This window comes from Armatimonadota bacterium (assembly GCA_025059775.1).
Lineage (GTDB): Bacteria > Sysuimicrobiota > Sysuimicrobiia > Sysuimicrobiales > Sysuimicrobiaceae > Sysuimicrobium.
The window spans coordinates 1-24145 of the sequence record JANXCW010000020.1 but is presented as its reverse complement, the minus strand read 5'-3'; the positions used below and the strand labels follow the sequence as shown (position 1 = coordinate 24145).

Here is a 24145-nt window from a genome sequence, read left to right as displayed (position 1 = left end):
GGATGGTCCTCTGTCCGTAGCTTGATTTTGCCTCCCGCGTCTGGAATGGTGGAATGGAGCCCACGTGCGGGAGGGTATGCAGCGACCATGGCCATCGCCTTCGTGGAGGAAGATCTGATGTGGATCCGGATCCCGGTGCCGTTCCCCGTGGGCACGGTCAATAGCTACCTGGTGCGCACGGACTCCGGAGCCCTCTTGATCGACACGGGGATCCGCACCCCTCAGGCTATGGAGGCGCTTGAGGAGGCCCTGGACACCGCAGGGATCCCGTTGGAGGCCCTCCGGGCCATCGTGCTCACCCACGCGCACCCCGACCACATCGGCCTCGCGGGGGATATTCAGCGGCGAACGGGAGCTTACATCTTCCTGTCGGAGGAGGAAGCAAAGACTGCGCGAAGGGTGTGGATGGGCCCCCTGGAGGAACGGCTCAAGACCGTGGCGGAGCTGTACGTGGCCCACGGCATGCCGGAAGCTCTCGTCCAGGAGGTGGTGCAGCGATCCCGGCGGGTTGCCTCCCTGGTGGCGCCCTTCGGGGAAGTACGCGCCTTACACGAGGGCGAGCTCTTCACCTGGGGCGGGTTTGAGGCACGGGTGTACAGCGTCCCGGGACACAGCGACGGGCACATCGTGCTCCTGGACCCCCGAGGGCGGATGTTCTGCGGGGACCACGTGCTCCCCACCATCTCTCCCAACATCGCCCTGTACCCCGGGGCAAGCCCAAACCCCCTTCGGGACTACCTGAGCTCCCTCAACCGGGTCCGCAACCTCCCGGTTCGTCTTGCCCTACCGGGCCATGGGGATCCCTTCGCGGAGTGGACCGACCGGGTGGACTGGCTGCTGGATCACCACGCCCACCGACTCACGGCCATCCTCCGATCGCTCCCGCAAGAGGGCGCCTTGGCCTACGAGGTGGCCCGGGAGATTTTCGGCCCCGACCTCCGACAGGAGGAGGTGGCCTTCGCCCTCTCCGAGACCCTGGCGCACCTGGAGTGGCTGCGGGCGGAGGGATATGTGGTCCGCACCACGAACCACCGCATCCGGTACCGACCCCTGGGCGGCTCCCCGGAGATCCGCCTCCGTCCGGAAGAGTGAGGGAGGGGCATGACGCGGACGCAGGTGGTCGAGGCGGATGTTGTGTTGGTGGACCTGGGGCTGGGAGGAAACCCTCAGGTGCTCGGCGCATACCTTCTCCTGGGGGAGGAGCCCGCGTTGGTGGAGACCGGCCCCAGCTCGTGCCTGAGGGCCCTTGAGGCGGGACTCGCGGAGCACGGGCTTGGAGTCGCGGATCTCCGGAGCGTGGTGGTCACCCACATCCACCTGGACCACGCGGGGGCCGCGGGCGTCCTCGTCCGCCGGAACCCCCACCTTCGCGTCTTCGTGCACCCCGTGGGCGCCCCGCACCTCGCAAACCCCGAGCGCCTGCTGCGCAGCGCCCGGCGTCTGTACGGGGACCTGCTGGAGGTGCTGTGGGGCGAGGTGGCCCCGGTGCCCGCGGAGCGGATCGTGGCGGTGCAGGACGGGGAACGCCTGCGTGTGGGAGGCCGTGTGCTCCGGGCCGTGGAGACCCCTGGACATGCGAATCACCACCACGTGTTCCTGGACGAACGGACCGGCCTGATGTTCACGGGAGACGCGGCGGGCGTGTCCCTGCCGGGATGCCCGGTGGTGCGACCCCCTACACCCCCTCCGGAGCTGGACCTGGAGCGGTGGGATCGCACCCTGGACCGACTGACGGAGCTCGCTCCCCGGCGTCTGGCCCTCACCCACTTCGGCGTGCGAGAGGACCCCGAGGTGGTATTCCAGGAGATGCGTCGGAGGCTGCGGGAGATGGCGGAGGTGCTGCGGCCCGGATGGGAGGCAGGGGAGGACGTAGAGCGGCTCACCGAGCGGCTCCGGCGCTATCTGGACCCCGAGCTCGAGGCCCGGTGCGGAGCACAAACCGCCGCGAGACAGGAGACGGCCGCCAGCTACCGGCTCAACGTTCTGGGTTTTGTCCGCTACTTCGAGAAGGTCCGACCGGCTTCCGGGTAAGGAGAGTTTCCGGGTTTTGCGGAGGGGGTGGGGGTGCGCGGAAGACATCGTCGGGGAATCCAACACACGATCGCGGAGGTGCTCCGGAGAGAGCTCCTCCAGCAACCCCCTGGAGCGCGGCTGGCGTCCGTGGACGTTCTCGCGGCCCGCTTCGGCGCGAGCCCTAAGACCGTGTTGTCTGCTCTGCAGGCCCTGGCGCGGGAGGGCCTGGTGGTGATCCGGCCGCGGGTGGGGGTGTTCGTGGCAGGTCAGCTTCCCGCGAACTCCCGGAGCAGCACCGGCAAGACCTCCTCCACCTGACGCGTGGGCTCGTATCCCAGCTCCCTCCGGGCCCGCGCGATGCTGAAGTGGTGCGGGGCGCACATGGCCTGGAGGTTGTCAGGGGTCAGCAGCTCCCGCCCCGGAACGCGGAGCAGTTCCCCAAGCGCCCGTAGGACCACGGCCCCTGGTCGGGCCAGGAAGCGGGGCACGGGCACCAGCCGTACCCGGACACCCAGCGCCCGGGCTCCCAGCTCCACCAGGGACCGGAGGGATCTGCGTCTCCCATCGGTGATGTTGTAGGCACGGCCCGCGGCTTGGGGGACGGTGGCCGCCAGTAGGTGGGCTTTCGCCACATCCTCCACGTGCACGAGATCCACTGGGAGTCGTCCTCCCTCCACCACGGGGAACCATCCGCCCCGGAGGATGGAGACCGCGGTGGGCAGAAAGTAGGGGTCTTCTGGGCCGTACACGAAGCAAGGCCGCAGGATCGTCACGGCAAGCCCCCGCTCCTCCATGTACCGTCGGCAGAGCGCCTCCGCCCGTACTTTGGATTCGCCATAGGGGCCGCTGGGATGCGGGGGTGTGTCCTCGTCGGCCCCTTCCGGTGCGGCCTCCCCGTACACCGCGACGGAGCTCGTGAACACCACCCGTCCCACGCGGGCGGAGGAAGCAGCCCGCAGCACGTTCTCGGTCCCGTCCACGTTCACGCGGAAAAGGGTCTGCACATCCGTGCCCGGGCCCAGGGCCGCGGCCACGTGGAAAACCACGTCGCACCCCTCGCATGCCCGCACGAGCACCGGGAGGTCCTCCAGGGTTCCGAAGACCCCTTCCGCTCCCAGCGCGCGCAGGCGCGCGGGGTCTCGGCCGGGCCGCATGAGCCCCCGCACCTGCCACCCGTGGGCCCGCAGCAGGGCCGTGAGCTGGCTTCCGATGAATCCCGTGGATCCCGTCACGAAGGCCCGCATCCAGGGGTCGCTCTTACGGATTCTTGGCCGGAGTGGAAGGCCCCGCGGCAGGCCAAGGGACCGCCGTCCCTTTGGAGCTCCGTCAGTAGACCTCGCGCCGCAGCCGCTCCACGTTCACCAGAGCCACGCGCCCTCCTGACCGGCGGATGGCACCGGCATGCTCGAACCACCGCAACCACCGGTTCACGCTCTCCCGAGTAGCACCGATTAGGAGGTGGGCGATCTCGGCCTGGGTGAGACGGGGGCAGAACACGCCCCCTTCAGGACCCGGCGCTTCCTGCTCGCCGAGCTGCAGCAGCGCCCAAGCCAGCCGCCCCCGCACGTTGAGGAAGGCGGAGTGATAGACCCGAAGCTGCATGCTGCGCATCCGCTGGCTCAGCAGGTGCAGCATGCGCGGTGCCGTTTCGGGATGCCGCTGCAGGAACTCCGTGAAGCCCTCCCGTGGCAGGGAGACCAGCACGGAGTCCTCCTGTGCCACGGCATCCGCGGACCGCACACTGCCATCCGGCATCTCAACCTCCCCCACAACGTCTCCGGGGCCCACAGCGCCAGGATGCGCTCTTTCCCTGCCGGCGAGGAGAGCGCCACCTTCACGTGGCCCTGCTCGATCACGTAGAGCCCAACTGGAGGATCCCCTTCCCGGAAGATGGCTTCCCCGCGGGCGTAGCGGCGCCGACGGGCCACCGTCGCCAACGATTCGAGCTGCTCGGGAGGATTCCCTTCGAACAGGAAGGTCTGGGCCAGAATGGCTCCGATGGACACGACACACCCCCTCTCCTTGCCTGAGAATCCACACTGCCCCGGGCCGGGTGACCCACCCCACGTAGTCCGATCGTACCACCCCAGGGCTCTTCCCGTCACCCCGGACGAATCCGGACCTGTGACGCATTTCACCTGATCTCTGTGCCCCCCTTCCTCCCGCACCGCCCCCAAAGCCGCTAGCCTGTCCGGTGAAAGCCAACTGATCGAGAAAAAACTGTTAGGCGCAAACGGGGGAGCCAAATGCCAGAAGTTCCATCACAGGGGATACAAATCAGCTACGACGACCAGGGCTAAGGAGGGCTGGTGCTCCTCTTCATGCCGGGCTGGTGTGCTAGTCGTAGGGTCTTCGATGAACTCGCACGGCGCTGCGCCACGCGGAGACGTGCACTGGCGCCCGACTGGCGCGGGCATGGACAGTCGGCGAGGCCTGCCGATGATTTCGGCGCCAGTGACCTCCCTGACGATGCCCTCGCCGTGATCGAGGCGAGCCAGGCGGACCTGGTGGTGCCGGTGGCGCTGTCCCATGCGGGCTGGGTCGCCATCGAGTTGCGCCGCAGGCTGGGTGCTCGTATCCCCAAGCTCGTGCTGCTCGACTGGACCGTTCTGGACCTGCCGCCCTTTCTTGGGGCGCTGCGATCGCTCCAGGATCCTGCGCGATGGCAGCAAACGCGCGACCAACTCCTCTCGATGTGGCTTCACGGCTTGGACATTCCTGCCTTGACCCACTACTGTATGCCCAGCCAGAAGACCCGGGATACTTGACCGCACAGCGGTCATTTGGTGCCGCGCATCCGTGGTTCCAGGTCTTGAAGCTAGAAGCGCGGAGTCACTTGCGCGGCCCGCCGCTGATGCCGGGCGTTCGCATGCATGGACAGGTCTGCAAGCGCCCTTGTCTGAATCGTTAAACATCACGGAGGTTTACTTATGGGCAATGCAAGAATCCAAGGTCAACTTTGGGGGGCCCGTGCTCAGGACTGGGCCACCTACACGGAGCAGGTGTGCTTGCCGCTGTTCGGCGCGGCTCTGGATGCCGCGCGGGTGACCAAAGGCACGCGCCTATTCGATGCCGGATGCGGCGCGGGGCTCCTGTCGGTACTGGCGAGCTTCCGCGGCGCGCAGGTGGCCGCTCTGGACGCCGCACCGGGGCTTGTGGCTATCGCGCGGCAGCGGTTTCCCGGGGCCGATGTCCGGGAAGGGATCTGGAGGACCTCCCCTTCGCCGACGCCAGCTTCGACGCGGTTGTGGCCGTCAACAGCGTCTTTTACGCAGCAGACATGGCGGCCGCCATGCGCGAGCTCGTGCGCGTCGCCCGGAGTGGCGGTCGGGTGGTCGTCACGGCCTGGGGGCCGCCCGAGAAATGCGAATTCTTAAGCGCCGTGATGCCGGCGCTCGGGCCACTGATGCCGCCCCCGCCGCCCGGCGCTGTCCCGCCGCATCCAGGAGCGCTGTCCGAACCGGGGGCGCTGGCGGGCCTCCTCGAAGCGGCGGGCTTGCGCGTCATGGAGGAGAGCGAGGTCGCCTGTCCCTTCGTCTGGCCGAGCACCGAGGCATCATGGCGCGGGAATGCGGCGGCCGGCGTGAACCAGGCGGCCATTGCGCACAGCGGGGAAGCCGCGGTCCGCGCCGTGTATGCAAATGCCGACCGCGCCCACATGCGCCCCGATGGGAGCGTCCGGTACGACAACGTCTTCCTCTGGGCTGCTGGCGAGCGACCGTAGCGATGGACGCTCGCGAGTGCATGCTAACAACCGGTTGCAGCGGACGGTCCGCTGCGCGGCCCGAAGAAGATCTCGACCACGCCGTGCGAAGAATAGCGGCTGGCCGCGCAGCGTGCGGCGCAGCAGGGCCTCACCCCCAGACACACCCGCTCGGCCAGCTGGTTTTCTACACGCACCCGCACGGCTGTGGCAGCGCGGCCAGCTCGTCCCGGCTACGCCCGGCGAACAGAGGGACGGCCGTGAACACGTTCCCCGCATTCTCTCGCATCCCCCACCCCCACCCCGGAGGACACTCCGGCCCCGGCCGACGAACCACCCGGCCGCCCCAGGATACCACCCGGGCCGCCCCGTGTCAGACCTTTCCGCCACCCTCGCCTGTGATGCACCTCATCTTCCTGGCGTGCTCGCGCTCACTGCGGCCGGCACCGAAAGCAATTATCCTGCCGTTATCTCCCAGACGAAGGAGGGTGCCGTGACCCGCTACCTGATCGAAACCCACCACACCGCGGAGCAGTGCCTCGCGGACCTGGACGCGCTCCTGGAGCACGATCCTGGGTTCCTCGACAACCTGGAGTGGGGTTGCCCGGCGGGCGTCCACATGGGCTGGACCGTGGTCGAGGCCAGCCGACCGGAGGAAGTGAGCCGCCACATTCCCCCCGGGATGCGCTCCCGTACGCGGGTGCTCCCGGTCCAGCGGTTTACCCCGGAGCAGATCCGGGCGCTGCACGGGATGAAGGGCAGCTGAGGAAGGGGGCGGAGCCATGGCCGTCGTGGTCACCGCGGACGTCCCGGGCCAAACCCGGGAGGGATACGAGGAGACGATCCGGCTCCTCGGCGAGGCCCTCCGGGAGGCTCCGGGCTTCCTCATGCACTTCGGCTACCCCGTGGAGGGCGGCTGGCGGGTGGTGGAGGTTTGGGAGTCCGCGAAAGACGCCGCGCAGTGGTTTGCCAGGCACGTTCGCCCCAACCTTCCCCCAAGTCTCGCGCCGCGATTTCGAAGGGATCGAAGTGCAGGACGGCAAGATCCTCGCGGAGCGCGAGTACTTCGACCGCGGAGTCCTATACCAGGAGCTGGGGGTGACGCCGTGAGCCAAGGACCCCGTTGGGAGATCTCCTGCGAGTACTTCGAAAACTGCAGCTGCGACGTGGTCTGCCCCTGTGAGGTCTCGCCCCTGGGACCCCTGCAGGCCCGGCCGGACCAGGGCCACTGCAACGTGTACCTTGCCTTCCACCTAGACCGGGGCCGTTACGGGAGCGTGGACCTGGCCGGGCTCAACGTGGTCCTCGCCATCCACATCCCTGGACCGATGGGGGAGGGGAACTGGACCGTGGCGGCCTACTTGGACGCCCGCGCCTCCACGGAGCAACAGCAGGCGCTGGGGGCCATCTTCTCCGGCAGCGCGGGAGGCCCCCTGGCCGCCCTGGCGCCGCTCGTGGGCACGAACCTCGGAGCCAAGGCCGTGCCCATCGAATACCACAACCAGGGCCGCAAGCGGGCCGCCCGGATCGAGGGCATCCTGGAAGCCGTGGTGGCCGCTGTTCCCGGTGCGAACCCGGAGGAAGACCTGGTCAAGCGCAACGCGCACCCGCTCTTTCCGGAAGTCTTCCAGGCCTCCGGGGTGGTGAGCCGGTACACCGACCACGGCCTGGAGTGGAACAACGTGGGCAAGAACGCGGACTACGCGGCGTTCCGGTGGACCGGGCCGTGAGCGACCGCGCGGCACCCTGGCAGGGCCGCGGGCGACTCCTCGCGGTCCTGCTGCTCCTGGCGGTTGCCGCATGGGCGGTGGTGGTGTGGCAGGCCACCGGGGCCGACTCCATGGACATGCACCCCGTGCTGTTCGTCGGCAGCTGGACGGTGATGATGGCCGCCATGATGCTGCCCGCCGCCGCTCCCATGCTCCTCACCTTCGACCGGATCCAGGCGGGCAAGCGTCACCACGGCCGCTCCGCCGTGCCCACCTGGGTCTCCTGGCCGGCTACCTGCTTGTGTGGGCCGCGTTCGGCGCGGTGGCCCTAGAAGCCCGCGGGCTGGCGGAGAGGGCCGGACTGGGCCTGGAAGGACCGGCGGCCACCGGGGCGGTTCTGGTCCTGGCCGGCCTGTACCAGTTCTCGCCTTTCAAGCACGCGTGCCTGCGCCGGTGCCGGACCCCGCTGGGCTTCGTCCTGGGCTTTTGGCGCGACGGCAGCGTCGGCGCGCTGCGGATGGGGGTGCAACACGGGCTTTACTGCCTGGGCTGCTGCTGGTCTCTGTTCCTCGTCCTCTTCCCCCTGGGCCTCATGAACCTGCCCGCCATGCTGGCGGTGACCGCTCTGGTCTTTGCCGAGAAGGTCCTTCCGGCAGGCCCGGTCTTTGCCCGCGCCAGCGGGGCAGCCATCCTCGTCTGGGGGCTGGCTACCCTGGTGCGCGCAACCCTGGCGTAGCGGCTGGCAGGAACGCAGCCGAACGTGCACCCGGTGTGGCGGCGGACAGCCCACTGAACCGCGCCCTCACACAGCCTGCCGCCCCTGTCCGTCAGCCCGGTGCTCCCTGCCCGCCCGACGGGACACCGTAGGCCCGGAAGTGGCTCTCCAGGGCAGCCTCCCACTCCTGTTCGGTCCGCGCCGCGTCCATGGCGTCTGCCCGGGAGGCCACGAAGGGGACCTGCAGCGACCAGCCGCCCAGGAGTTCCACCTGTAGCTCGTCGGCCCGCTCGTTCAGCACCACCTCCGCCCCGGGCGTCGCCCGGGCCGCCGCCCGGCAAGCCGCCGCGTGCAGCCGCCGGACCGCGGCCCACATGTGCACCACCTCCTCCGCCCGCCACCGGGCCTCGTCCTCCGTGCGGCCCCGCACGGGCTGCGGGAAGAGCAAGGCTCCCTCCGGATCCCGCAGCCGAACCTCCCACCGGGGCGGCTCCTCCACCGGCCCCCGGAACTCGAACCGGTAGATGCGCCCGAAGGCCTCGAACCACTCCTCCCACTCGCGGTACGGCGGCCGCAACTCTCTCCCCCTTCGGTCCTTTGTCCTACAATGGTAGCGCAGTTCTGGCACAGGCGGAATTCAGAGAGGGACCGGGAGAGGGAGGAGGTGGTGGATGCTACGTCTGGCGGTGCCCTTCGCGGTCCTGCTCCTCGGCCACGTGGCACTCGCCCAGGGTTCGGGGGAGGACGGGACCATCTACCTTTGCAATGAGGTGGCCTTCCGCATCCGGACGGCCGCGGCTGGCCAGACGGTGGCGCAGCGGCGGGAAGCGGTTCGGCTTCGCCTCGTTCAGGCCTACGCCCGACAGCGGATTACCGCCGCCACCATCACCCTGCGTGAGATCCCCGGCGGCCAGGCGATCTACATAGGGGACCAGCTCCTCGTCACCGTGACCCCCGCGGACGGGCAGGCGAACGGGACCACCGCGGCTGCCCTCGCCCGGGCGTGGCTGGCGCGGCTTCGGGAGCTCCTGCCCCGATGCCGGTTGGAAGTGCCTCCCGACGTCCGGCGGTAGCATGAGGGGTTTGAGCAATCGCAAGGGAGGGATGCGGTATGGGGATTCACCCGGCGGATGCCTATGAGTATCTGGTGAAGGCGCGGGGGCGGCTGCTGGAATGGGTGGGTGGGCTCTCGCAGGAGCAGTACACGCAGGAATTCCCCTTTGGTCTGCGCAGCATTCGGGCCACCCTGGTGCACACCGCGAGTGCGGAATGGGGATACGTGCGGCGCCTGCTGGGAGAGCCGGTACCTCCGCCGCAGGAACGGCCCTTCGCCCCGCATGCGCAGGGAACTTTCCCGCCGTTTGCGGAAGCTTGGGCCCGCCAGGCGGAGGAGACCCGCCGGGTCCTTCGCAGCATGGAGGACTGGAACCGGCCCGCGGAGTACGTCATCCCTCTCGGGGGACGTCCGCGGCGCTACCGCACCACCGCGGCGGGCATCGCCACCCAGCTCCTCTTCCACGAGGTGCACCACCGGGCGCAGGTCATGGCCATGCTGCGACAGTTGGGGATCCCCGCGGAGAACCTGGACTACTCCGTGCTCATGTTTGAGCCCGTGGAGGAGTAAGGCCCGAGGGCCTCGAGGGCTAGGCGGGCGCACAGGGACCCCTGCTGTGCGGCTTCCCGCAGGGCGGCGGCATCGGCCCACCGCCAGGCGGTGTAGTAGGTGATCTTGGGGTCGGGCGGGGGAGGCGGGAGCCGGGGCTCTGGGCCTATGAGCTCCGCCTCGTAGAGGCGCATCTCCAGCCGGTACCCCGGTCTTTCCTGGATGCCTCGGGCACGCACGCCCATGAGACGCACCGTGGTCCCCAGCTTCTCCCGGGCTATCCGGTGCGCGGCCTCGGTCTCCTCTTCCCCGGGTCGGAGGGTGGCCGCGGGCAGGCCCCACAGGCCCGCCAGCTCCTCTCCCGCATGCTCCGGCCTTCGGACCACCACGAAGCGGTCGCGCGCGCCCGGCGGATACACGAGCAGTGCTACGGATTGCTTTACCACGCTATCCCCCCGGGCGGATTCGCGGGCTTCCCGCACGGCTCCTCCTTCCACGGTACACTGAATCCGTGTGGACCCGACGCACGCTGGAGGAAGTGCAGCTCCTCATGCGGGTGGCGCGGGGGGAGCGGCCCGCGGACCTCGCCCTGGTGGGCGGAGAGGTGCTGTTCGTGCAGTCGGGTGAGGTGCTGCCCGCGAACGTGGCGATGGCGGGTCGGCGCATCGCGTACGTGGGGCCTTCCACGGACTTCCTCGGACCGGAGACGGAGGTCGTGGACTGCACCGGGAAGGTGATCGTGCCGGGCTACGTGGAGCCCCACACCCACCCCACCCACTTGATCACCCCCACGGAGTTCGCCCGCATGGTGCTGCGCACGGGCACTACCACCCTGGTGGCGGACACCCTCGCCTTCCTCTCCCTCGCGGACCCGGGCCTGTGGGGAGAGCTGCTGGAGACGCTGCACTCGCTCGCTGTGCAGTACCTGTGGTTCCTGCGGTTCCAGCGGCCCACCCGGTCCGCGGGATCCGAACGGTTCGAGCTGGACTTGGTGGAGACCGTGCTCCACCTGCCCTCTGTGGTGGCGGTGGGAGAGTTCACCCGCTGGATCGAGCTCTATCGGGGAGAGGAAAGCGCGCTGCGCAAGCTCGTGCGGGCCCGGCGGATGGGCAAGCGGGCGGAGGGACATCTACCGGGAGTCCCCTACGACCGGGTGCAGGTCCTCGTGGCCGCGGGGCTCAGCAGCGACCACGAACCCATCACCCCCCAGGAGGCTCGGGACCGGCTGCGCGGCGGTCTACACGTCATGCTGCGCCACTCCTCCCTCCGCCAGGACCTACCGGCCCTGGCGGAGGTAGCCCGACAGGCGGGCCCGGCCCTGGGGCGGTTGATGCTGACCGCGGACGGCTCGGATGTGGCCTACGTGGCCCGACACGGCTACCTGGACCACCTCCTCCGGGTGGCCATGCACAGCGGTCTTTCCCCCCTCACCGCCTACCCCCTGGCCACCTTAAACCCCGCCGCGTACTACGGGCTCGACGAGGAGTTCGGCATGGTAGCCCCGGGGCGGCTCGCGGATCTGCTGGTGCTCCGCTCCCTCGAGGACCCCACCCCCGAGCGGGTCATCGCCAAGGGCCAGGCGGCGGTGGAGCGGGGGGAGCTGCGCATCGGGTTTCCGCAGGTGGACTGGGCCCGGTACTTCCCGCCACGGTTTCGAGCGGATTGGAGCCCGCAACCCGAGTGGTTCACCTTCCCCGCGCAGGGCCCGGAGGCTCCCCTGGTGGGCATGGAGCTGGACAACACGGTGATCACACGACGCCGGGACTGGAACGTGCCCGTGCGGGGAGGGCGCGCGGTGCTCCCGGAGGGCGTGGTCCTCGCCGCGCTGCTGGACCACCGGGGACAATGGATGGTTCGGGCGCCCCTCGGGAACTTCGCCCGCCGGCTCGGGGGACTCGCCTGCACCTTCAACGTGGCGCACGAGCTCCTGGTGTGCGGCCAGCACCCGGAGGACATGGCCCTGGCGGTACGGCGCGTCCAGGCGATGGGCGGCGGAGTCGCTCTGGTGGAGGAGGGGGCGGTGCTGTTCGAACTGCCTCTTCCCTTCGGCGGTTTGATGAGCGCACTTCCCTACGAGGAGGTGGCGGCGCGGACCGAGCAGCTCACAGGGCTGCTCCGCGCCCGCGGGTACCTGCACGACGACGTCTTCTACACCCTGCTGTTTTTGCCCTCCGACGGGCTTCCGCGGGTTCGGCTTACGGGGGAGGGGCTGTGGGACCTCCGGGCCAACCGCCTGCTGCGGCCACCCGAGCCGTTGGGCTCCGGCGGTTAAGGCACGGGCGCGGGGATCCGAACACGCTCGGGCCCGCTGTACAGGTTAAAGCGGTCCCCGCGCAGGAACCCCACCAGGGTCACGCCGAAGGTCCGGGCCACCTCCACCGCGAGGCTGCTGGGCGCGGAGACCGCGCAGAAAACCGGAACTCCAGCCACCACCGCCTTCTGCACCAGCTCAAAGCTGGCCCGGCCGCTCACCAGTACCACGTGCTCCGCCAGCGGCACCCTCCCTTCCAGGAACGCCCACCCGAGGAGCTTGTCCAGGGCGTTGTGCCGCCCCACGTCCTCCCGCAGGGCCACAAGCCTTCCCTCTGCGTCGAAGAGGGCCGCCGCGTGCAGCCCGCCGGTGAGGGCAAAGAGGCTCTGGGCCGCCCGCAGCTGCTCGGGCAGGGCGCACAGCACCGCGGCCTCCACCACGGGTCCCTGGGCCATGATCGGGCACCCCCGCAGCCGCAGGGCCTCCAGGCTCGCCTTCCCACACACCCCGCAGGCGCTCGTGGTGGTGAAGTGGCGTTCCAGGGACGGTAGGTGCGGGAGGATCCCCGTGCGCAGCTCCACGTTCACCACGTTGTACCGCTGTTCGGCATCCAGATCCGGATCCACGCAGTAGGAGATACGGGCGATCTCCTCCCGGTGCGTCACGACCCCTTCCGTGAAGAGGAACCCCGCGGCCAGCTCGAAGTCGTGGCCGGGGGTGCGCATGGTCACCGCCACCGTCTTTCGGTGCTCTCCCGCCACCAGCCGGATCTCCATGGGCTCCTCGGTGGCCAAGAGGTCCCCACGCACCTCCACCCGGTTCCCCTGTACCACCCGCACCTGCATGCGTACCTTCGAAGCAGGCCGCCCCCCACCCATGGCTCCACCTCCGCAAACCCCTCTGCTGCCGCTGGGTTCACTCCATCCTTCTGCAGCATGCCCCTCCTCGGGCGCCCGTGCAACACTGGATCACCCGCCCTTTTGACGCCGCGGTCCCGGTGCCCTAGCATCCGCATGAGGGCGGAACACACCGGGATGGAGGATCCGCATGGTGACCTTTCTCTTCCACGCACCGGTCACGGACTTCCCCGTGGCCTTGTGGCTCACAAGCCTCCTGTTCGACGTGCTGGCGTGGTGGCGACCCCGAGAGGTGTACCGGACCATGGCCCTGTGGCTAGTGGGGCTGGGGCTACTGGCCGCGGCGGTGGCCATCGGTACCGCATTTTACGACTACGCGCGCCTGGCGCGGGAAGGAGTGGGCACGGCCTTCCTGCAGCGCCACGTCACGCACAGCCTCCTCGCCTACGGGGCCACCGCCGCCTACCTCGCGAGCTTCCTGCTGCGCTGGAGGGCCCCGCGGGCCCGGGCTGCCATCGGCATCCTGGCGGTGTTGGGTGCGCTCCTGGTGGGGCTCACGGGGTACCTCGGCGGCGAGCCCCGCAAGGTGATGTGAGAACATGGACCGCCTGATCCGGATCCCCGGGCCCTACCCGCCGAGCGCCGCGGCGGTGCTCGAAGCCCTCCCCCGGGAGCCAGGCCGGGTGTTGCTGGAGAGCGCAGGAGGACCGCAGGATCTGTGTCTGCGGTCCTTCATCGCCGTCCGTCCCTTCGCGGTCCTCACGGGCCGCGGAGGCCGCTTCGTCCTCCACACCGCCGGGGGCAGATCCACCCTCACCGGCTGCCCGTTCGCGGCACTCCAGCGGGTCCTCGAGTTCTTCGGCGCGGGGCTTTCGCGGGGGCAGACGGGGCTTGCGGAGCCCCTAGCGGATTGGCCCTCCTTCGCGGGCGGCGGAATCGGCTACCTGAGCTACGACCTTGGCCGCCAGGTGGAGCGGCTCCCCACGCTCGCCCGTGACGATCTGAGCCTGCCGGAGCTGTGGATCGCGTGGTACGACGCCGCGGTGGTCCTCGACCACCGCGGGCGCAAGGCTGCGGTGGTGGCCCGGGTTCTGCCGGGCCGGGAGGAAGCGGTGGAGGATCACGTGCGCTTCCTCCTCCGGGCCCTGGAGGCCGCGGCGAGACGTCCGGAGCCAGCCTTGGAACCCGACCTCCCCGAACGGTCTAGGCTGCGCTCCACGCTCACCCGGGAGGAGTACGAGACCGCGGTGCGGCGGGCCCTGGCGTACATCCGGACGGGCGACATCTTCCAGGTGAACCTCAGCCAACGGTTCTCCGCCCCCTGGTCCGGGGATCCGTGGCTCCTGTACCGCCGGCTCCGCCGCACCAACCCCGCGCCCTTCGCCGCGTTCCTGGATGGAGGCAGATGGGCCGTGGTGAGCGCCTCGCCGGAGCGCTTCCTGCACGTGGACCCCCGCACCCGGCGGGTGGAGACCCGACCCATCAAGGGGACACGGCCGCGTGGGAGGACTCCGGAGGAGGATCTCCGCAACGCCCACGATCTCCTCACGAGTGAGAAGGATCTGGCGGAACTGGTGATGATCGTGGATCTGGAGCGCAACGACCTGGGCCGGGTGTGCGAATACGGCACGGTCCGGGTGTCGGAACTTCGGCGCCTGGAGGCTTACCCCACGGTGTGGCACACGGTGGCGGTGGTCGAAGGACGGCTGAGGCCGGAGGTGGTGCCCGCGCGGCTCCTGCGGGCCACCTTCCCGGGTGGGTCCATCACAGGGGCCCCAAAGGTCCGCGCCATGGAGATCATCGAGGAGCTGGAGCCCGTGCGCCGCGGGGTGTACACGGGCGCCATCGGGTGGTTGGGGTGGGACGGGGGGATGGATCTGAACATCGCCATCCGGACCTTCGTGGTGGCCGGGGGGAAGGTGTACTTCCACGCGGGGGGAGGGGTCGTGGTGGACTCCGATCCCGCCTCGGAGTACGAGGAATCCCTGGCGAAGGCCCTGGGACTGGTGCGGGCCCTGTGGGAGGAGGATGGCTTCGCGGTTCGTGTGGCTCAGTAGCGCGGGAGGATTGGTGGAGGCCGACCAGGCCCGGATCCCGGTCAACGATCGGGGATTCCTGCTGGGAGACGGCCTGTTCGAGACCACCCGGGTGTACCGGGGCCGTGCTCCTCTCCTTGCCTACCACCTCCAGCGGCTTCACGCGGGTGCGCAGCGGCTACGGATTCCCATCCCGTGGGATCTCCGGGCGGCGGCTCGGGAGGTCCTGGAACGGGTGCCCGTAGAACACGGGGTGCTGCGGATCACCCTCACCCGGGGGCCTGGGTCCAGGGGCTATGATCCGCCCCCGGAAGCCAACCCCACCCTCCTCCTCCAGCTTGAACCCCTGGATCCCGCAGTAGAGCCCGTGGACGCCTTCCTCTGTTCCCTCCGCCGGGACCCCCGCTCCCCGGCCATAGGGCTCAAGACCATAAGCGCCCTTCCCCTCATCCTGGCCCGTGAGGAAGCGCGGGCCGCGGGGTGCGGGGAGGCGCTGCTGCGGGACACGGAGGGGAATCTCGCGGAAGGATCCGCCACCAACCTGTTCTGGGTCCGCGGGGGCGTCCTGTACACCCCTTCCCTCGCCACCGGGTGCCTTCCCGGCGTCGCCCGGTCCCTCATCCTGGAACTGGCCCGGGCTCAGGGAATCCCTGTGCGGGAGGTCACCGTGCCCGTGGAGGCGCTGCGGGAGGCCTCGGAAGCCTTCCTCACCAACGCGGTGCGCCTCGTGGTCCCTCTCCGGTCCGTGCGTCTGCCAGACGGAACGCACATCCCGCTTCCCCCGGGCGGCTCCCTCAACGAGGTGTTCCGGGCTGCGCTGTGGAACCGGTTCTTCGCGGGCTGAGTTCGGGGCTCTACGGCTCCGGATCCACCCCCGCGTGCACGTAGGTCCAGCCGAACCGACCCTTGATGCAGAGGAACCCACGGGTGATGGGGTCCTCGAGAGGTGCGGTCACCTTGACGATGCGGTTGTCCTGTACGTGGAGCTCGAGCTGGCAACCCACCCCGCAGTACGGGCACACCGTGGTGACCACCCGCTGCCGCTCTTCGTCCCAGGTGCCCGCCTGCCGCATCCCGAACTGGGTTCGGAACACCAGGGCTTCCGTGGGGCAGACCGCGACACAGTTCCCGCAGAACACGCAGGCGCTCTCGGGAAGCGGCAGGTCGAACCCAGGATCGATGCGGGCAGCGAGTCCCCGTCCGGCCACCGCGATGGCGAAGCTGTTCTGCACCTCCTCCCCGCACGTCCGCACGCACCGGTAGCAGAGGATGCAGCGGTCCAGGTCTCGTACGTAGAGGTCGTTATCGATCTTGGGTGCGCGGCCCGCGCGACGGCCATCCCCCCGGAACGGCTCCCACCGTTCGGGGCTGGTGCCGTACTCCGCCGCGTAGCGCTGCACGTCTGGAGCAAGGCTGGTGTCCACTGCGCTCTGCAGGAGCTCCACCACCATACGCCGGCTGAGCTGGACGCGCGGGGTATCCGTACGGACCCGCATCCCGGGTTCCACCCTCCGGATGCAGGCAGGCACCAGGGTGCGGGATCCCTCCACCTCCACCACGCAGATGCGGCAGACCCCGATGGGTTCCAGGGCCGGGTGGTAGCAGAGGGTGGGGATATCCTTGCCCATGGCCCGGATGGCCTCCAGCAGGGTGGACCCCTCAGGGACCTGGATGGGCTGTCCGTCCACCTCCAGGGTGATGCACGCGGTCTGTACCTCGGTGGTCATGGCGCCCTCTCCTGGAGCCGCAGACTGCTCAGGACGGCATTCGGTGCGAGCTGTCCCAACCCGCAGATGGAGGCGTCCCGCATCACCTGAGCGAGCTCCTGGAGGAGTCCCCGCAGCTCTGGGTCCACCCGCCCACCCCTACGCCGCAGCTCGGCCACGAGCTCCAGCTGGCGCTGGGTCCCTACCCGGCAGGGAACGCACTGGCCGCAGGACTCGTCCCGGAAGAACCGCGCGATGCGCTCCACCACCGCCCACAGATCCACCCGCTCGTCGAAGACCACGAGGGCGCCAGAGCCCAGGGCAGCCCCAATGGCCTGGAGGGTTTCCACCGCGAGGGGGGTATCGAGCTCCTCGGGCAGGAGGAACGTACCCGCGGCTCCCCCGCACAGCACTGCCTGAATCCGCCGGGCCTCCGGCACGCCTCCGGCCAGGTCCTCGAGGACGGTGCGGATCGGGGTGCCGAAGGGGACCTCGTAAACCCCGGGGCGCACCACGTGCCCGCTTACGCAGACGAGCTTGGTGCCCTTGGAGCGCTCGGTCCCCAGCCGCGCGTACCACTCGCCTCCACGCACGAGGATGGGAGGAACGGAGGCGAGGGTCTCCACGTTGTTGATGACCGTGGGACGCCGGAACAGCCCGACCTGGGTGGGGAAGGGCGGCCGGTTCCGGGGCTCCCCCCGGAACCCCTCGATGGAGTTGAAGAGGGCCGTCTCCTCCCCGCACACGTAGGCCCCCGCGCCCCGGCGGACTTCGACGTCGAAGGAGAAATCCGTCCCGAGGATCCGCTCCCCCAGATACCCCGCGGCCCGGGCCACCTCCAGGGCCTGCATGAGCGTCCGATAGGCTTCGGGATACTCACCCCGGACGTAGACGTAGCCCCGTTCGGCTCCCACTGCGTACCCGGCGATGGTGAGCCCCTCGATCACCGAAAATGGGTCCTTCTCGAGGAGCACCCGATCCTTGAAGGTCCCGGGCTCGCTCTCGTCCGCGTTGCAGACCACGTACCGGGGCGGGGCTTCGCGGGCTGCCAGGGCCCACTTCCGACCGGTAGGGAAGGCGGCGCCGCCGCGCCCGATGAGCCCGGAGCGCTCCACCTCCTGGAGGGTGGCCTCCGGGCCGATCCGGAGCGCGCGCTCTAGCCCCCGATACCCGCCGAGGGCCCGGTACTCCTCCACAGACGTGGGCACCATCCGGTCGCACCGGGCCAGGAGTAGCGGTGTTCCCTCCCCCCTCCAGCCTAGATGGGTGGGCAGGGCTGGGGCTTCGGCCGGTCCCTCCTCTCCCCGCACCCACGCCCGCACCACCTCCTCCAGCGTCTCCGGGGTAACTCCCAGGAGTACGCGCTCCCCCGCCAGAACCGCCGCCCCGCGCTCGCACTGGCCCAGGCAAGGGGAGCGGCTCCAGCCTACGGGCGGCGGTGAGGCATCGGGCAATGCCGCTCCGGGAGGGGGAAAACTGCCGTCGTATGTCTCTCCGCGGGCGGGCTCCTCAAGGGGGTTCCCGAGGTGCCGCTGCAAGGTGCTCGCCAGGGCCTCCGCACCCCGGAGCATGCAGACGATGTCATCACAGAGGTGGATCACCCGCCGCGGCCGGGGTTCGGTGGCCAGCAGGGCGTAGAAGCTCGCCACCCCGTACACCTCCGCGAGCGGTAGCCCCAGCTCCCGGCAGATGGCCGCGGCCGCCGGGTACGAGATCCATCCCCGGGCCTCCTGCACCGCCCACAGGGCCGGGAGCAGGAGGTCCCGCCTTCCCTTTCGCTCCTCCGGCCGCAGGTGGCCCCAGACCTGTTCCAGGGCCTGCCGTTCCTCGGGTGCGGGAGGAGGCAGGTGCTCCAGCCGCTGGAGCTCCACCCCCCATCCCCGGAGGGGCGCGGCGCTCATGGAGCCTTTTCCCTCCCGGCCCCCACGGGGACCCGCTCCCTCGAGACCGGCTCCACCCGGACCGCGGTGGCCTTGAACTCCGCGGTCCCGGATTTGGGATCCGCGGCGTCCACGGTGAGAAGGTTCGTGGGGGTCTTCTCCGGGAAGTGCAGGGTCATGAAGCACAGGCCCGGCGAGACGGTGGTGTCCACCCACGCGGTGGCCTCCACAGATCCCCTCCGGGAGGAGATCCGCACCCGGTCCCCATGGACGATGCCGTACCGCTCGGCGTCCCGAGGGTGGAGAACGAGATACTCCTCCTGCGGCACCGGGGTCCGATAGAGGGCGGTCTGTACGCCCGTATTGAAGAAGTAAAGCCGGCGACCCGTGGTGAGCAAAAGCGGATACTCCTCGTTCACCTGGTCCACGGGTGGCTCGTAGTGGGTGGGCATAAACGGCGCCCGTGGGCCCTCCACCGGGCGCTTCCACAGTCGGCTGTGGAGGAACTGCTCCCCGGGATGGTCCTCGTGGGGACACGGCCATTGGATCCCGCCCAGCTCCTCCAATCGGCGGTAGCTCATGCCCCGGTGCAGGGGCGAGAGTTCCCGGACCTCGTTCCAAACCGCCTCCGCATCCGGGTAGTCCCAGTCCCGCCCGAGCCGGCGGGCGAGCTGCTGGAGAATCCAGATGTCATCCCTAGCTTCCCCTGGGGGTTCCAGGGCCTTGCGCACCCGCTGAACCCGCCGCTCGCTGTTGGTGACGGTCCCCTCCGACTCGCACCAGGCCGCGGCCGCGGGCAACACCACATCCGCGAGCTCCCCGGTGGCGGTGAGGAACAGGTCCTGCACCACGAGGAACTCCAGCTCCTGGAACAGCCGGAGGATGCGACCGGCGTTCGCATCGGAGCGTACGGGGTTCTCGCCGATCACGTATAGCCCCCGCAGCAGCCCCTCCTCCATGGCGTCGTACATGGCGGTGAGGTGCCAGCCCGCCTTGGGGGGGATGACGCAGTTCCAGGCCCGTTCAAACCGGGCGCGGACTTCCGGATCCTCCACGTTCTGGAACCCCACGAGCCGGTTGGGGAGCGCTCCCATGTCTCCGCCCCCCTGCACGTTGTTCTGTCCCCGCAGGGGGTTGAGGCCGGATCCGTACCGGCCCACGTGGCCCGTGAGGAGGGCGAGGTTCGTGAGGCTGAAGACGGTGTCCACCGCGTTGTGGTGCTCCGTGATGCCCAGGGTCCAGCAGATCATGGCCCGGGGGGCCGTGGCGTACTCCCGGGCCGTGGCCGCGATGAGCTCCGCAGGGACTCCGGTGACGGCCTCCGCGTATTCCAGGGTGTAGGGCTCCACCGCCTCCCGGTACCGCTCGAACCCCTCCGTGGCCTCCCGGATGAACTCTTCGTTCAGGAGTCCCTCGTGGATGATGTACCGGCCCATGGCGTTGGCCAGGGCGATGTCGGTCCCCACCCGCACGGGGAGCCACCGGTGGGCGAAGGCCACACTGGAGGTCCGCCGGGGATCGACGACCACGAGGCGCGCACCGTTCCGCACGCCCTTGAGCATATGGAGGAACATCACCGGGTGGGTCTCCCGGGCATTCGAACCCCACAGGAGGATGAGGTTCGTCTCCTCCATCTCCCGGTAGGAGTTGGTTCCTCCCCCTGCTCCGAACACCGCCGCCAGACCGGCGACGCTGGGGGCGTGTCAGGTACGGTTGCAGCTGTCTACGTTGTTCGAGCCCATCACCTGGCGCGCGAACTTCCCGGCCAAGTAATTGAGCTCGTTGGTGGATTTGGAGCAGCTGAACAGTCCGAACCCTTGCCCTCCGTACCGCTCCCGGATGCGCCGCAACCCCTCCGCGGACTGGTCCAGGGCCTCCTCCCAGCTGGCCCGGACGAGGCGTCCATCCCTGCGCACGAGCGGATAGGTGAGGCGTACGTCCGGTCCGGGAAGCCCCTGCCGATCGCTTCCGAGTAACGTCCGCCCGATCGCCACCTCGCTCACCCCCTCTCCGTGGGGCTGGAGCCAGCGTACCACCGGGGACCTGGTCCAGGAAAGGGGTTACAGCCCCCCAAAGGCCACCCCCGAGAGGACTCCCACAAGGAACACCACCCCTGCGAGGAGCGCGCAGGGCCGGTAATCCCCGAGGGCCATCCCCACCACCACGAGGCTCGGCAGGCTCACCGCGGGCAGCGTGAGGAGCAGCGCGGCCGCGGGCCCCGCCATGCCCTGCTGAAGGAGGGGTCTTGCCACCGCGAGCTCGGTCCAGGTGGGAATCATGAGGAGGGTTCCCGCGGCGGCGGCCTTGAGGACGCTGGGGAGATCGTTGCGTCCCGCGAAGGATACGATCACCGGCGCGAGGGCCCCGGTGAGCGTTGCGGCAAGGAACAGCACGGGCACCGCCACCCGCCCAAGCCGCCACGAGGTCCGTAGCCAGGCCGCCACGAAGCGCGCGGGGGTCTGTGCATCCTCCTCCGCAAGCTCCTGCTCCAGCGCCAGGAGGCGCGCAAGGCGAGCCATCCAGGGACTCGGGCGGTAGGCCACCACGCGGCCAGAGGCCCGAACCGACCGGGACACGAGGTATGCTCCGAACACCGCGAGCACCACCCCGCCCAGGATCCGCAGGAGGGCATAGGGCGCGGGCAACAGGGCGGTGGCAAGCACGAGGGTGGTCAAGTTCAACATGGGCGAGGCCACGAGGAAGGAGAGCATGGCCTCCAGACTCGTGCCCGCCCGGGAGAGGCTCGCGCCCAAAGGTCCCGCGCAGCAGGAGCAGAAGGGATACGGGAGCGCCAGGAGGGCACCCGCCACGTGGGCCCGGAGGCCTCCGATCCGCAGCATCCGCTCAAGCCCGCCAGCTCCACCAGGCATGCGCAGGAGCACGAGCAAAAGCCCCCCGATCAGGATCCCCAACGCCGTGGCGTGCCAGACCACAAGCAGGTAGTTCACCGCCTCCGCCACCGGCCGCACCCACCCCGGAAAAGCGCTCACCGGGAAGGCGAAACTCACGCCGAGCGTGCCCGCCTGAGCGATCCGCGAGGCCTGTACGCCCCGGTACACGAAGAGGTCCACCACGAGGGCCGCAAGCAGTACCCCCGCGGTGAGGTTCCGGGCCCGTCGGAGATCCACGCCTGCCGCGACGGCCCCCCGCTCTCCCCGGACGAGCGCCCGGTACAGCCCCACGCTCGCCAGAAGCGCCACAAAAAGCACCAGGAGATGGACCGGGTGGACGTAGAGGATGGCGGAGGGCGACCCCACCTTGGTGTACAGGCTCGGGGAAAAGAGAAACCCGCGCCGCAGATCCACCACCGTCAGCAGCAGGAGCCCCACGGATCCCAGGAACGCTCCGAGGAGCAGAGGATACCGCGCCGCCGTCGGACGGCCTTCCGCAAGCGGTGCACGGGAAGCCTGCGGGGATGCCATCGCGTCACCTCCTCGTGGAATCCGGGAATACCTTATGCCTTTTGCAAACATGCGTAAATTTCCTTGACAAATTTGGTTTCGAATTTTTACCTATTCTTGCAGATGCTGGAGTCCCTCCGGGTCTTCCGGTTCGTGGCCGCCACCCGAAGTTTCACGGCGGCGGCGCGGCAGGCCGCCTTGACTCGCCCTGCAGTAAGCCAGCACATCCGGCGGTTGGAGCGGCTTTTCGGCACCCGGCTGCTCGTGCGTACCACGCGGCGGGTGGAGCTCACCGAAGCCGGCCGGATCCTGCTTACACACGCGGAGCGGGTGCTGGAGGAGGTGGAGCGGCTGGAGCGGGCCATGCGGGAGTTGAGCTCCCGCCGGATCACCCCTCTCACCGTAGGTGCAAGCACCCTCCCTGGCGAGTACCTGCTGCCGCGGGCCCTCCTGGCATTCCGGGACCGGTTTCCGGAGACGGAGGTGCGGGTGTGGATCGGGGACACGGAGGCGGTGGTGGGGTGGGTCCGGGCCGGTCAGGTGGAGCTGGGATTTGTGGGCCAACCCCCGACCAGCCCTGAACTCGTGGTGGAGCCGGTGGTGGAGGACGAGATCGTGCTGCTGCTTCCCCCGGGCTACCCCCCACCGGATCCCCTGGACGTGGAAGCCCTGACCCGGATCCCCCTCGTGCTCCGGGAGCCGGGGTCCGCGACCCGGGCAACCGTGCTGTCCGCGCTTGAACAGGCAGGTGTTCCGCTTGCCCGACTCCGGGTGGCGGGACAGCTCGGAAGCCCGGAAGCGCTCAAGGCCGCGGTTCGGGCTGGCATGGGGGCCGCGTTCCTCAGCCGGTTCTGCCTCCGACCGGAGGAAGGGCCCGCGGTACGGGTGCAGGGGCTTCCACTGCGGCGGTGGGTGTGTGCGTGCTGGCACAGGACCCGCCCCCCGGATCGCTTCGGCCAGGCCCTCATCGAGCTCCTGCGGACTCTATTCGGCTCCGCATAAGCGGCTGCACCATCTGAGGCCCCTGAACCGTGAGACCCGCCCTGAAGGCCCCCGGCTATAATGGGGGCGTCACGAGGGGGTGACCCATGGGCCTGCCGGAGTTCTGTAACGAGCCCTTCACCGACTTCCGCGTGGAGGCCCACCAGCGGGCCATGCGTCAGGCCATCGCCGCGGTGGAGGGGCAGCTGGGCGTGGAGCTGCCCGTGGTGATCGGTAGGCAGCGCCTCCGGGTGCCGGAGACCTTCGAGTCCCGCAACCCTTCCAAGAAGGACGAGGTGGTGGCCCGGGCGCCGATGGCCACCGCGGAGCTGGTGGACCGTGCGGTGGACGCCGCCTGGCGCGCGTTTCCCGCGTGGAAGCGGGTGCCGCCGGAGGAAAAAGCCGCGCTGTTCTTGCGGGCCGCGGAGCTACTGCGCCGCCGCAAGTTCGAGGCCGCGGCGTGGATGGTGCTGGAGGTGGGCAAGAACTGGGCGGAAGCGGACGCGGACGTGGCGGAGGCCATCGACCACCTGGAGTACTTCGCCCGGGAGATCCTCCGCTACGCGGAGGGCAAGCCCACGACCCCTCACCCTCAAGAGATCTCGTACTACACGTACGAGCCGCTGGGCGTGGTGGCGGTGATCCCGCCGTGGAACTTCCCCCTCGCCATCCCCATGGGGATGGCGCTGGGCGCCATCGCCGCGGGCAACACCGTGGTGCTCAAGCCCAGCAGCGACGCCCCCGCCACCGCGTACGTGTTCCTGGAGGTGATGGAGCAGGCAGGCCTTCCACCGGGCGTGCTGAACGTGCTGCCGGGCTCGGGTTCCGTGGTGGGGGAAGGGCTGGTGACCCACCCGCGGGTCCGCATGGTGGCCTTCACGGGCTCGCGGGAGGTGGGCTGCCGCATCTACGAGCAGGCCGCCCGGATCCATCCGGGCCAGAAGTGGCTCAAGCGGGTGATCGCGGAGATGGGCGGCAAGAACGCGGTGGTGGTGGCGGAAGACGCGGACCTGGAGGAGGCGGTGGCCGCGGCGGTGGCCTCCGGCTACGGGTACCAGGGCCAGAAGTGCTCCGCGGGGTCGCGTCTCGTGGTCACCGAGCCGGTCTACCAGCAGGTGTTGGAGGCGTTCGTGGAGCAGGTGCGATCTCTCCAGGTGGGGCCGGCCAAGGACAACTACCCCGTGGGGCCGGTGATCAACGAGCGCGCCTACCGGTCCATCCTGGACTACGTGGAGGTCGGGAAGCGGGAGGGCCGGCTCCTGTGCGGCGGGGAGCCCGCGGACGGAGACG

General features: G+C 69.6%; 26 protein-coding genes and 1 pseudogene. 17 read left to right on the top strand and 10 right to left on the bottom strand.

The genetic code is table 11. The features are described from left to right. Positions 1-87: 87 nt before the first annotated feature. The 3 genes from N0A24_11355 to N0A24_11345 are packed head-to-tail and all read left to right on the top strand — an operon-like array spanning position 88 to position 2331. Entirely contained in the window at positions 88-1092 is a 1005-nt protein-coding gene (locus tag N0A24_11355) for an MBL fold metallo-hydrolase (GenBank protein ID MCS7173944.1), read from the top strand. Positions 1093-1101: 9 nt separating this feature from the next. Further along, positions 1102-2031, top strand: a complete 930-nt coding sequence (locus tag N0A24_11350) for an MBL fold metallo-hydrolase (protein MCS7173943.1) — start codon at positions 1102-1104, stop codon at positions 2029-2031. 33 nt (positions 2032-2064) lie between these two features. Then, the gene (locus N0A24_11345; protein ID MCS7173942.1) at positions 2065-2331 is read left to right on the top strand and encodes a GntR family transcriptional regulator; all 267 of its coding nucleotides are present in this window, start codon (positions 2065-2067) and stop codon (positions 2329-2331) included. Here N0A24_11345 and N0A24_11340 read toward each other — a convergent pair. The 3 genes and pseudogenes from N0A24_11340 to N0A24_11330 form a co-directional block, all read right to left on the bottom strand. Next, a complete protein-coding gene (locus tag N0A24_11340) occupies positions 2280-3257 on the bottom strand; it encodes an NAD-dependent epimerase/dehydratase family protein (protein ID MCS7173941.1) in 978 nt (325 codons plus the stop codon). The two genes, N0A24_11345 and N0A24_11340, sit on opposite strands and share 52 nt — an antisense overlap. Positions 3258-3339: 82 nt before the next feature. After that, entirely contained in the window at positions 3340-3615 is a 276-nt protein-coding gene (locus N0A24_11335; GenBank protein MCS7173940.1) for a helix-turn-helix domain-containing protein, read from the bottom strand. A 111-nt stretch (positions 3616-3726) separates the two neighbouring features. Beyond that, positions 3727-3941: pseudogene (locus N0A24_11330) on the bottom strand (cyclic nucleotide-binding domain-containing protein). Positions 3942-4322: 381 nt separating this feature from the next. Here N0A24_11330 and N0A24_11325 point away from each other — a divergent pair. From N0A24_11325 to N0A24_11300, 6 genes are all read left to right on the top strand, one after another. Beyond that, positions 4323-4781: an alpha/beta hydrolase gene (locus tag N0A24_11325; GenBank protein MCS7173939.1), complete on the top strand. Its 459-nt coding sequence runs from the start codon at positions 4323-4325 to the stop codon at positions 4779-4781. 308 nt (positions 4782-5089) lie between these two features. Then, positions 5090-5737: a class I SAM-dependent methyltransferase gene (locus N0A24_11320; protein ID MCS7173938.1), complete on the top strand. Its 648-nt coding sequence runs from the start codon at positions 5090-5092 to the stop codon at positions 5735-5737. Between the two features lie 472 nt (positions 5738-6209). Beyond that, positions 6210-6482, top strand: coding sequence for a hypothetical protein (locus N0A24_11315; protein MCS7173937.1), 273 nt, complete (start codon positions 6210-6212; stop codon positions 6480-6482). Positions 6483-6822: 340 nt separating this feature from the next. Beyond that, positions 6823-7446, top strand: a complete 624-nt coding sequence (locus N0A24_11310) for a DUF1326 domain-containing protein (protein ID MCS7173936.1) — start codon at positions 6823-6825, stop codon at positions 7444-7446. After that, positions 7443-7757, top strand: coding sequence for a DUF2182 domain-containing protein (locus N0A24_11305; GenBank protein ID MCS7173935.1), 315 nt, complete (start codon positions 7443-7445; stop codon positions 7755-7757). Before N0A24_11310 ends, N0A24_11305 begins: the two co-directional genes overlap by 4 nt. Then, positions 7748-8161, top strand: coding sequence for a DUF2182 domain-containing protein (locus N0A24_11300; GenBank protein MCS7173934.1), 414 nt, complete (start codon positions 7748-7750; stop codon positions 8159-8161). Before N0A24_11305 ends, N0A24_11300 begins: the two co-directional genes overlap by 10 nt. Positions 8162-8252: 91 nt before the next feature. On the opposite strand, the gene N0A24_11295 is transcribed toward N0A24_11300, so the two are convergent. After that, complete coding sequence (locus N0A24_11295; protein MCS7173933.1) at positions 8253-8717, bottom strand: hypothetical protein; 465 nt, start codon at positions 8715-8717, stop codon at positions 8253-8255. Positions 8718-8811: 94 nt separating this feature from the next. On the opposite strand from N0A24_11295, the gene N0A24_11290 reads away from it, so the two are divergent. Both N0A24_11290 and N0A24_11285 read left to right on the top strand, forming a co-directional pair. After that, complete coding sequence (locus N0A24_11290) at positions 8812-9213, top strand: hypothetical protein (GenBank protein MCS7173932.1); 402 nt, start codon at positions 8812-8814, stop codon at positions 9211-9213. Between the two features lie 38 nt (positions 9214-9251). Beyond that, entirely contained in the window at positions 9252-9764 is a 513-nt protein-coding gene (locus N0A24_11285) for a DinB family protein (protein MCS7173931.1), read from the top strand. Here the strand turns inward: N0A24_11285 and N0A24_11280 are convergent. Further along, positions 9728-10225, bottom strand: a complete 498-nt coding sequence (locus N0A24_11280) for an NUDIX hydrolase (protein MCS7173930.1) — start codon at positions 10223-10225, stop codon at positions 9728-9730. The two genes, N0A24_11285 and N0A24_11280, sit on opposite strands and share 37 nt — an antisense overlap. A 56-nt stretch (positions 10226-10281) precedes the next feature. Here N0A24_11280 and N0A24_11275 point away from each other — a divergent pair, with 56 nt between their 5' ends. Beyond that, positions 10282-12015: an amidohydrolase family protein gene (locus tag N0A24_11275; GenBank protein MCS7173929.1), complete on the top strand. Its 1734-nt coding sequence runs from the start codon at positions 10282-10284 to the stop codon at positions 12013-12015. On the opposite strand, the gene fdhD is transcribed toward N0A24_11275, so the two are convergent. After that, on the bottom strand, positions 12012-12839 hold the full coding sequence (gene fdhD, locus N0A24_11270; GenBank protein MCS7173928.1) for a formate dehydrogenase accessory sulfurtransferase FdhD: 828 nt from the start codon (positions 12837-12839) through the stop codon (positions 12012-12014). The two genes, N0A24_11275 and fdhD, sit on opposite strands and share 4 nt — an antisense overlap. 202 nt (positions 12840-13041) lie before the next feature. Between fdhD and N0A24_11265 the strand changes: the two genes are divergently transcribed. Genes N0A24_11265 through N0A24_11255 form a run of 3 tightly spaced genes read left to right on the top strand, consistent with a single transcriptional unit; the run spans position 13042 to position 15731 of the window. Further along, entirely contained in the window at positions 13042-13446 is a 405-nt protein-coding gene (locus N0A24_11265) for a hypothetical protein (GenBank protein ID MCS7173927.1), read from the top strand. Positions 13447-13450: 4 nt separating this feature from the next. Next, the gene (gene pabB / locus N0A24_11260; protein MCS7173926.1) at positions 13451-14908 is read left to right on the top strand and encodes an aminodeoxychorismate synthase component I; all 1458 of its coding nucleotides are present in this window, start codon (positions 13451-13453) and stop codon (positions 14906-14908) included. Next, positions 14880-15731, top strand: coding sequence for an aminotransferase class IV (locus N0A24_11255; GenBank protein ID MCS7173925.1), 852 nt, complete (start codon positions 14880-14882; stop codon positions 15729-15731). Before pabB ends, N0A24_11255 begins: the two co-directional genes overlap by 29 nt. A 10-nt stretch (positions 15732-15741) precedes the next feature. Here N0A24_11255 and N0A24_11250 read toward each other — a convergent pair whose 3' ends face one another. The 4 genes from N0A24_11250 to N0A24_11235 form a co-directional block, all read right to left on the bottom strand. After that, positions 15742-16614, bottom strand: coding sequence for a 2Fe-2S iron-sulfur cluster-binding protein (locus tag N0A24_11250; protein MCS7173924.1), 873 nt, complete (start codon positions 16612-16614; stop codon positions 15742-15744). Further along, complete coding sequence (locus N0A24_11245; protein MCS7173923.1) at positions 16611-18494, bottom strand: NAD(P)H-dependent oxidoreductase subunit E; 1884 nt, start codon at positions 18492-18494, stop codon at positions 16611-16613. The genes N0A24_11250 and N0A24_11245 overlap by 4 nt, the downstream gene beginning before the upstream one ends. Next, positions 18491-20467: a formate dehydrogenase subunit alpha gene (gene fdhF, locus N0A24_11240; protein ID MCS7173922.1), complete on the bottom strand. Its 1977-nt coding sequence runs from the start codon at positions 20465-20467 to the stop codon at positions 18491-18493. The genes N0A24_11245 and fdhF overlap by 4 nt, the downstream gene beginning before the upstream one ends. Positions 20468-20533: 66 nt before the next feature. After that, positions 20534-21895 (bottom strand): permease, encoded by a 1362-nt coding sequence (locus N0A24_11235; GenBank protein MCS7173921.1) that lies wholly within the window; start codon positions 21893-21895, stop codon positions 20534-20536. A gap of 102 nt (positions 21896-21997) precedes the next feature. Between N0A24_11235 and N0A24_11230 the strand changes: the two genes are divergently transcribed. Next, positions 21998-22876 (top strand): LysR family transcriptional regulator, encoded by an 879-nt coding sequence (locus tag N0A24_11230; protein ID MCS7173920.1) that lies wholly within the window; start codon positions 21998-22000, stop codon positions 22874-22876. A gap of 86 nt (positions 22877-22962) precedes the next feature. After that, a partial coding sequence (locus N0A24_11225) for an aldehyde dehydrogenase family protein (GenBank protein MCS7173919.1) occupies positions 22963-24145 on the top strand: 1183 nt, incomplete at its 3' end.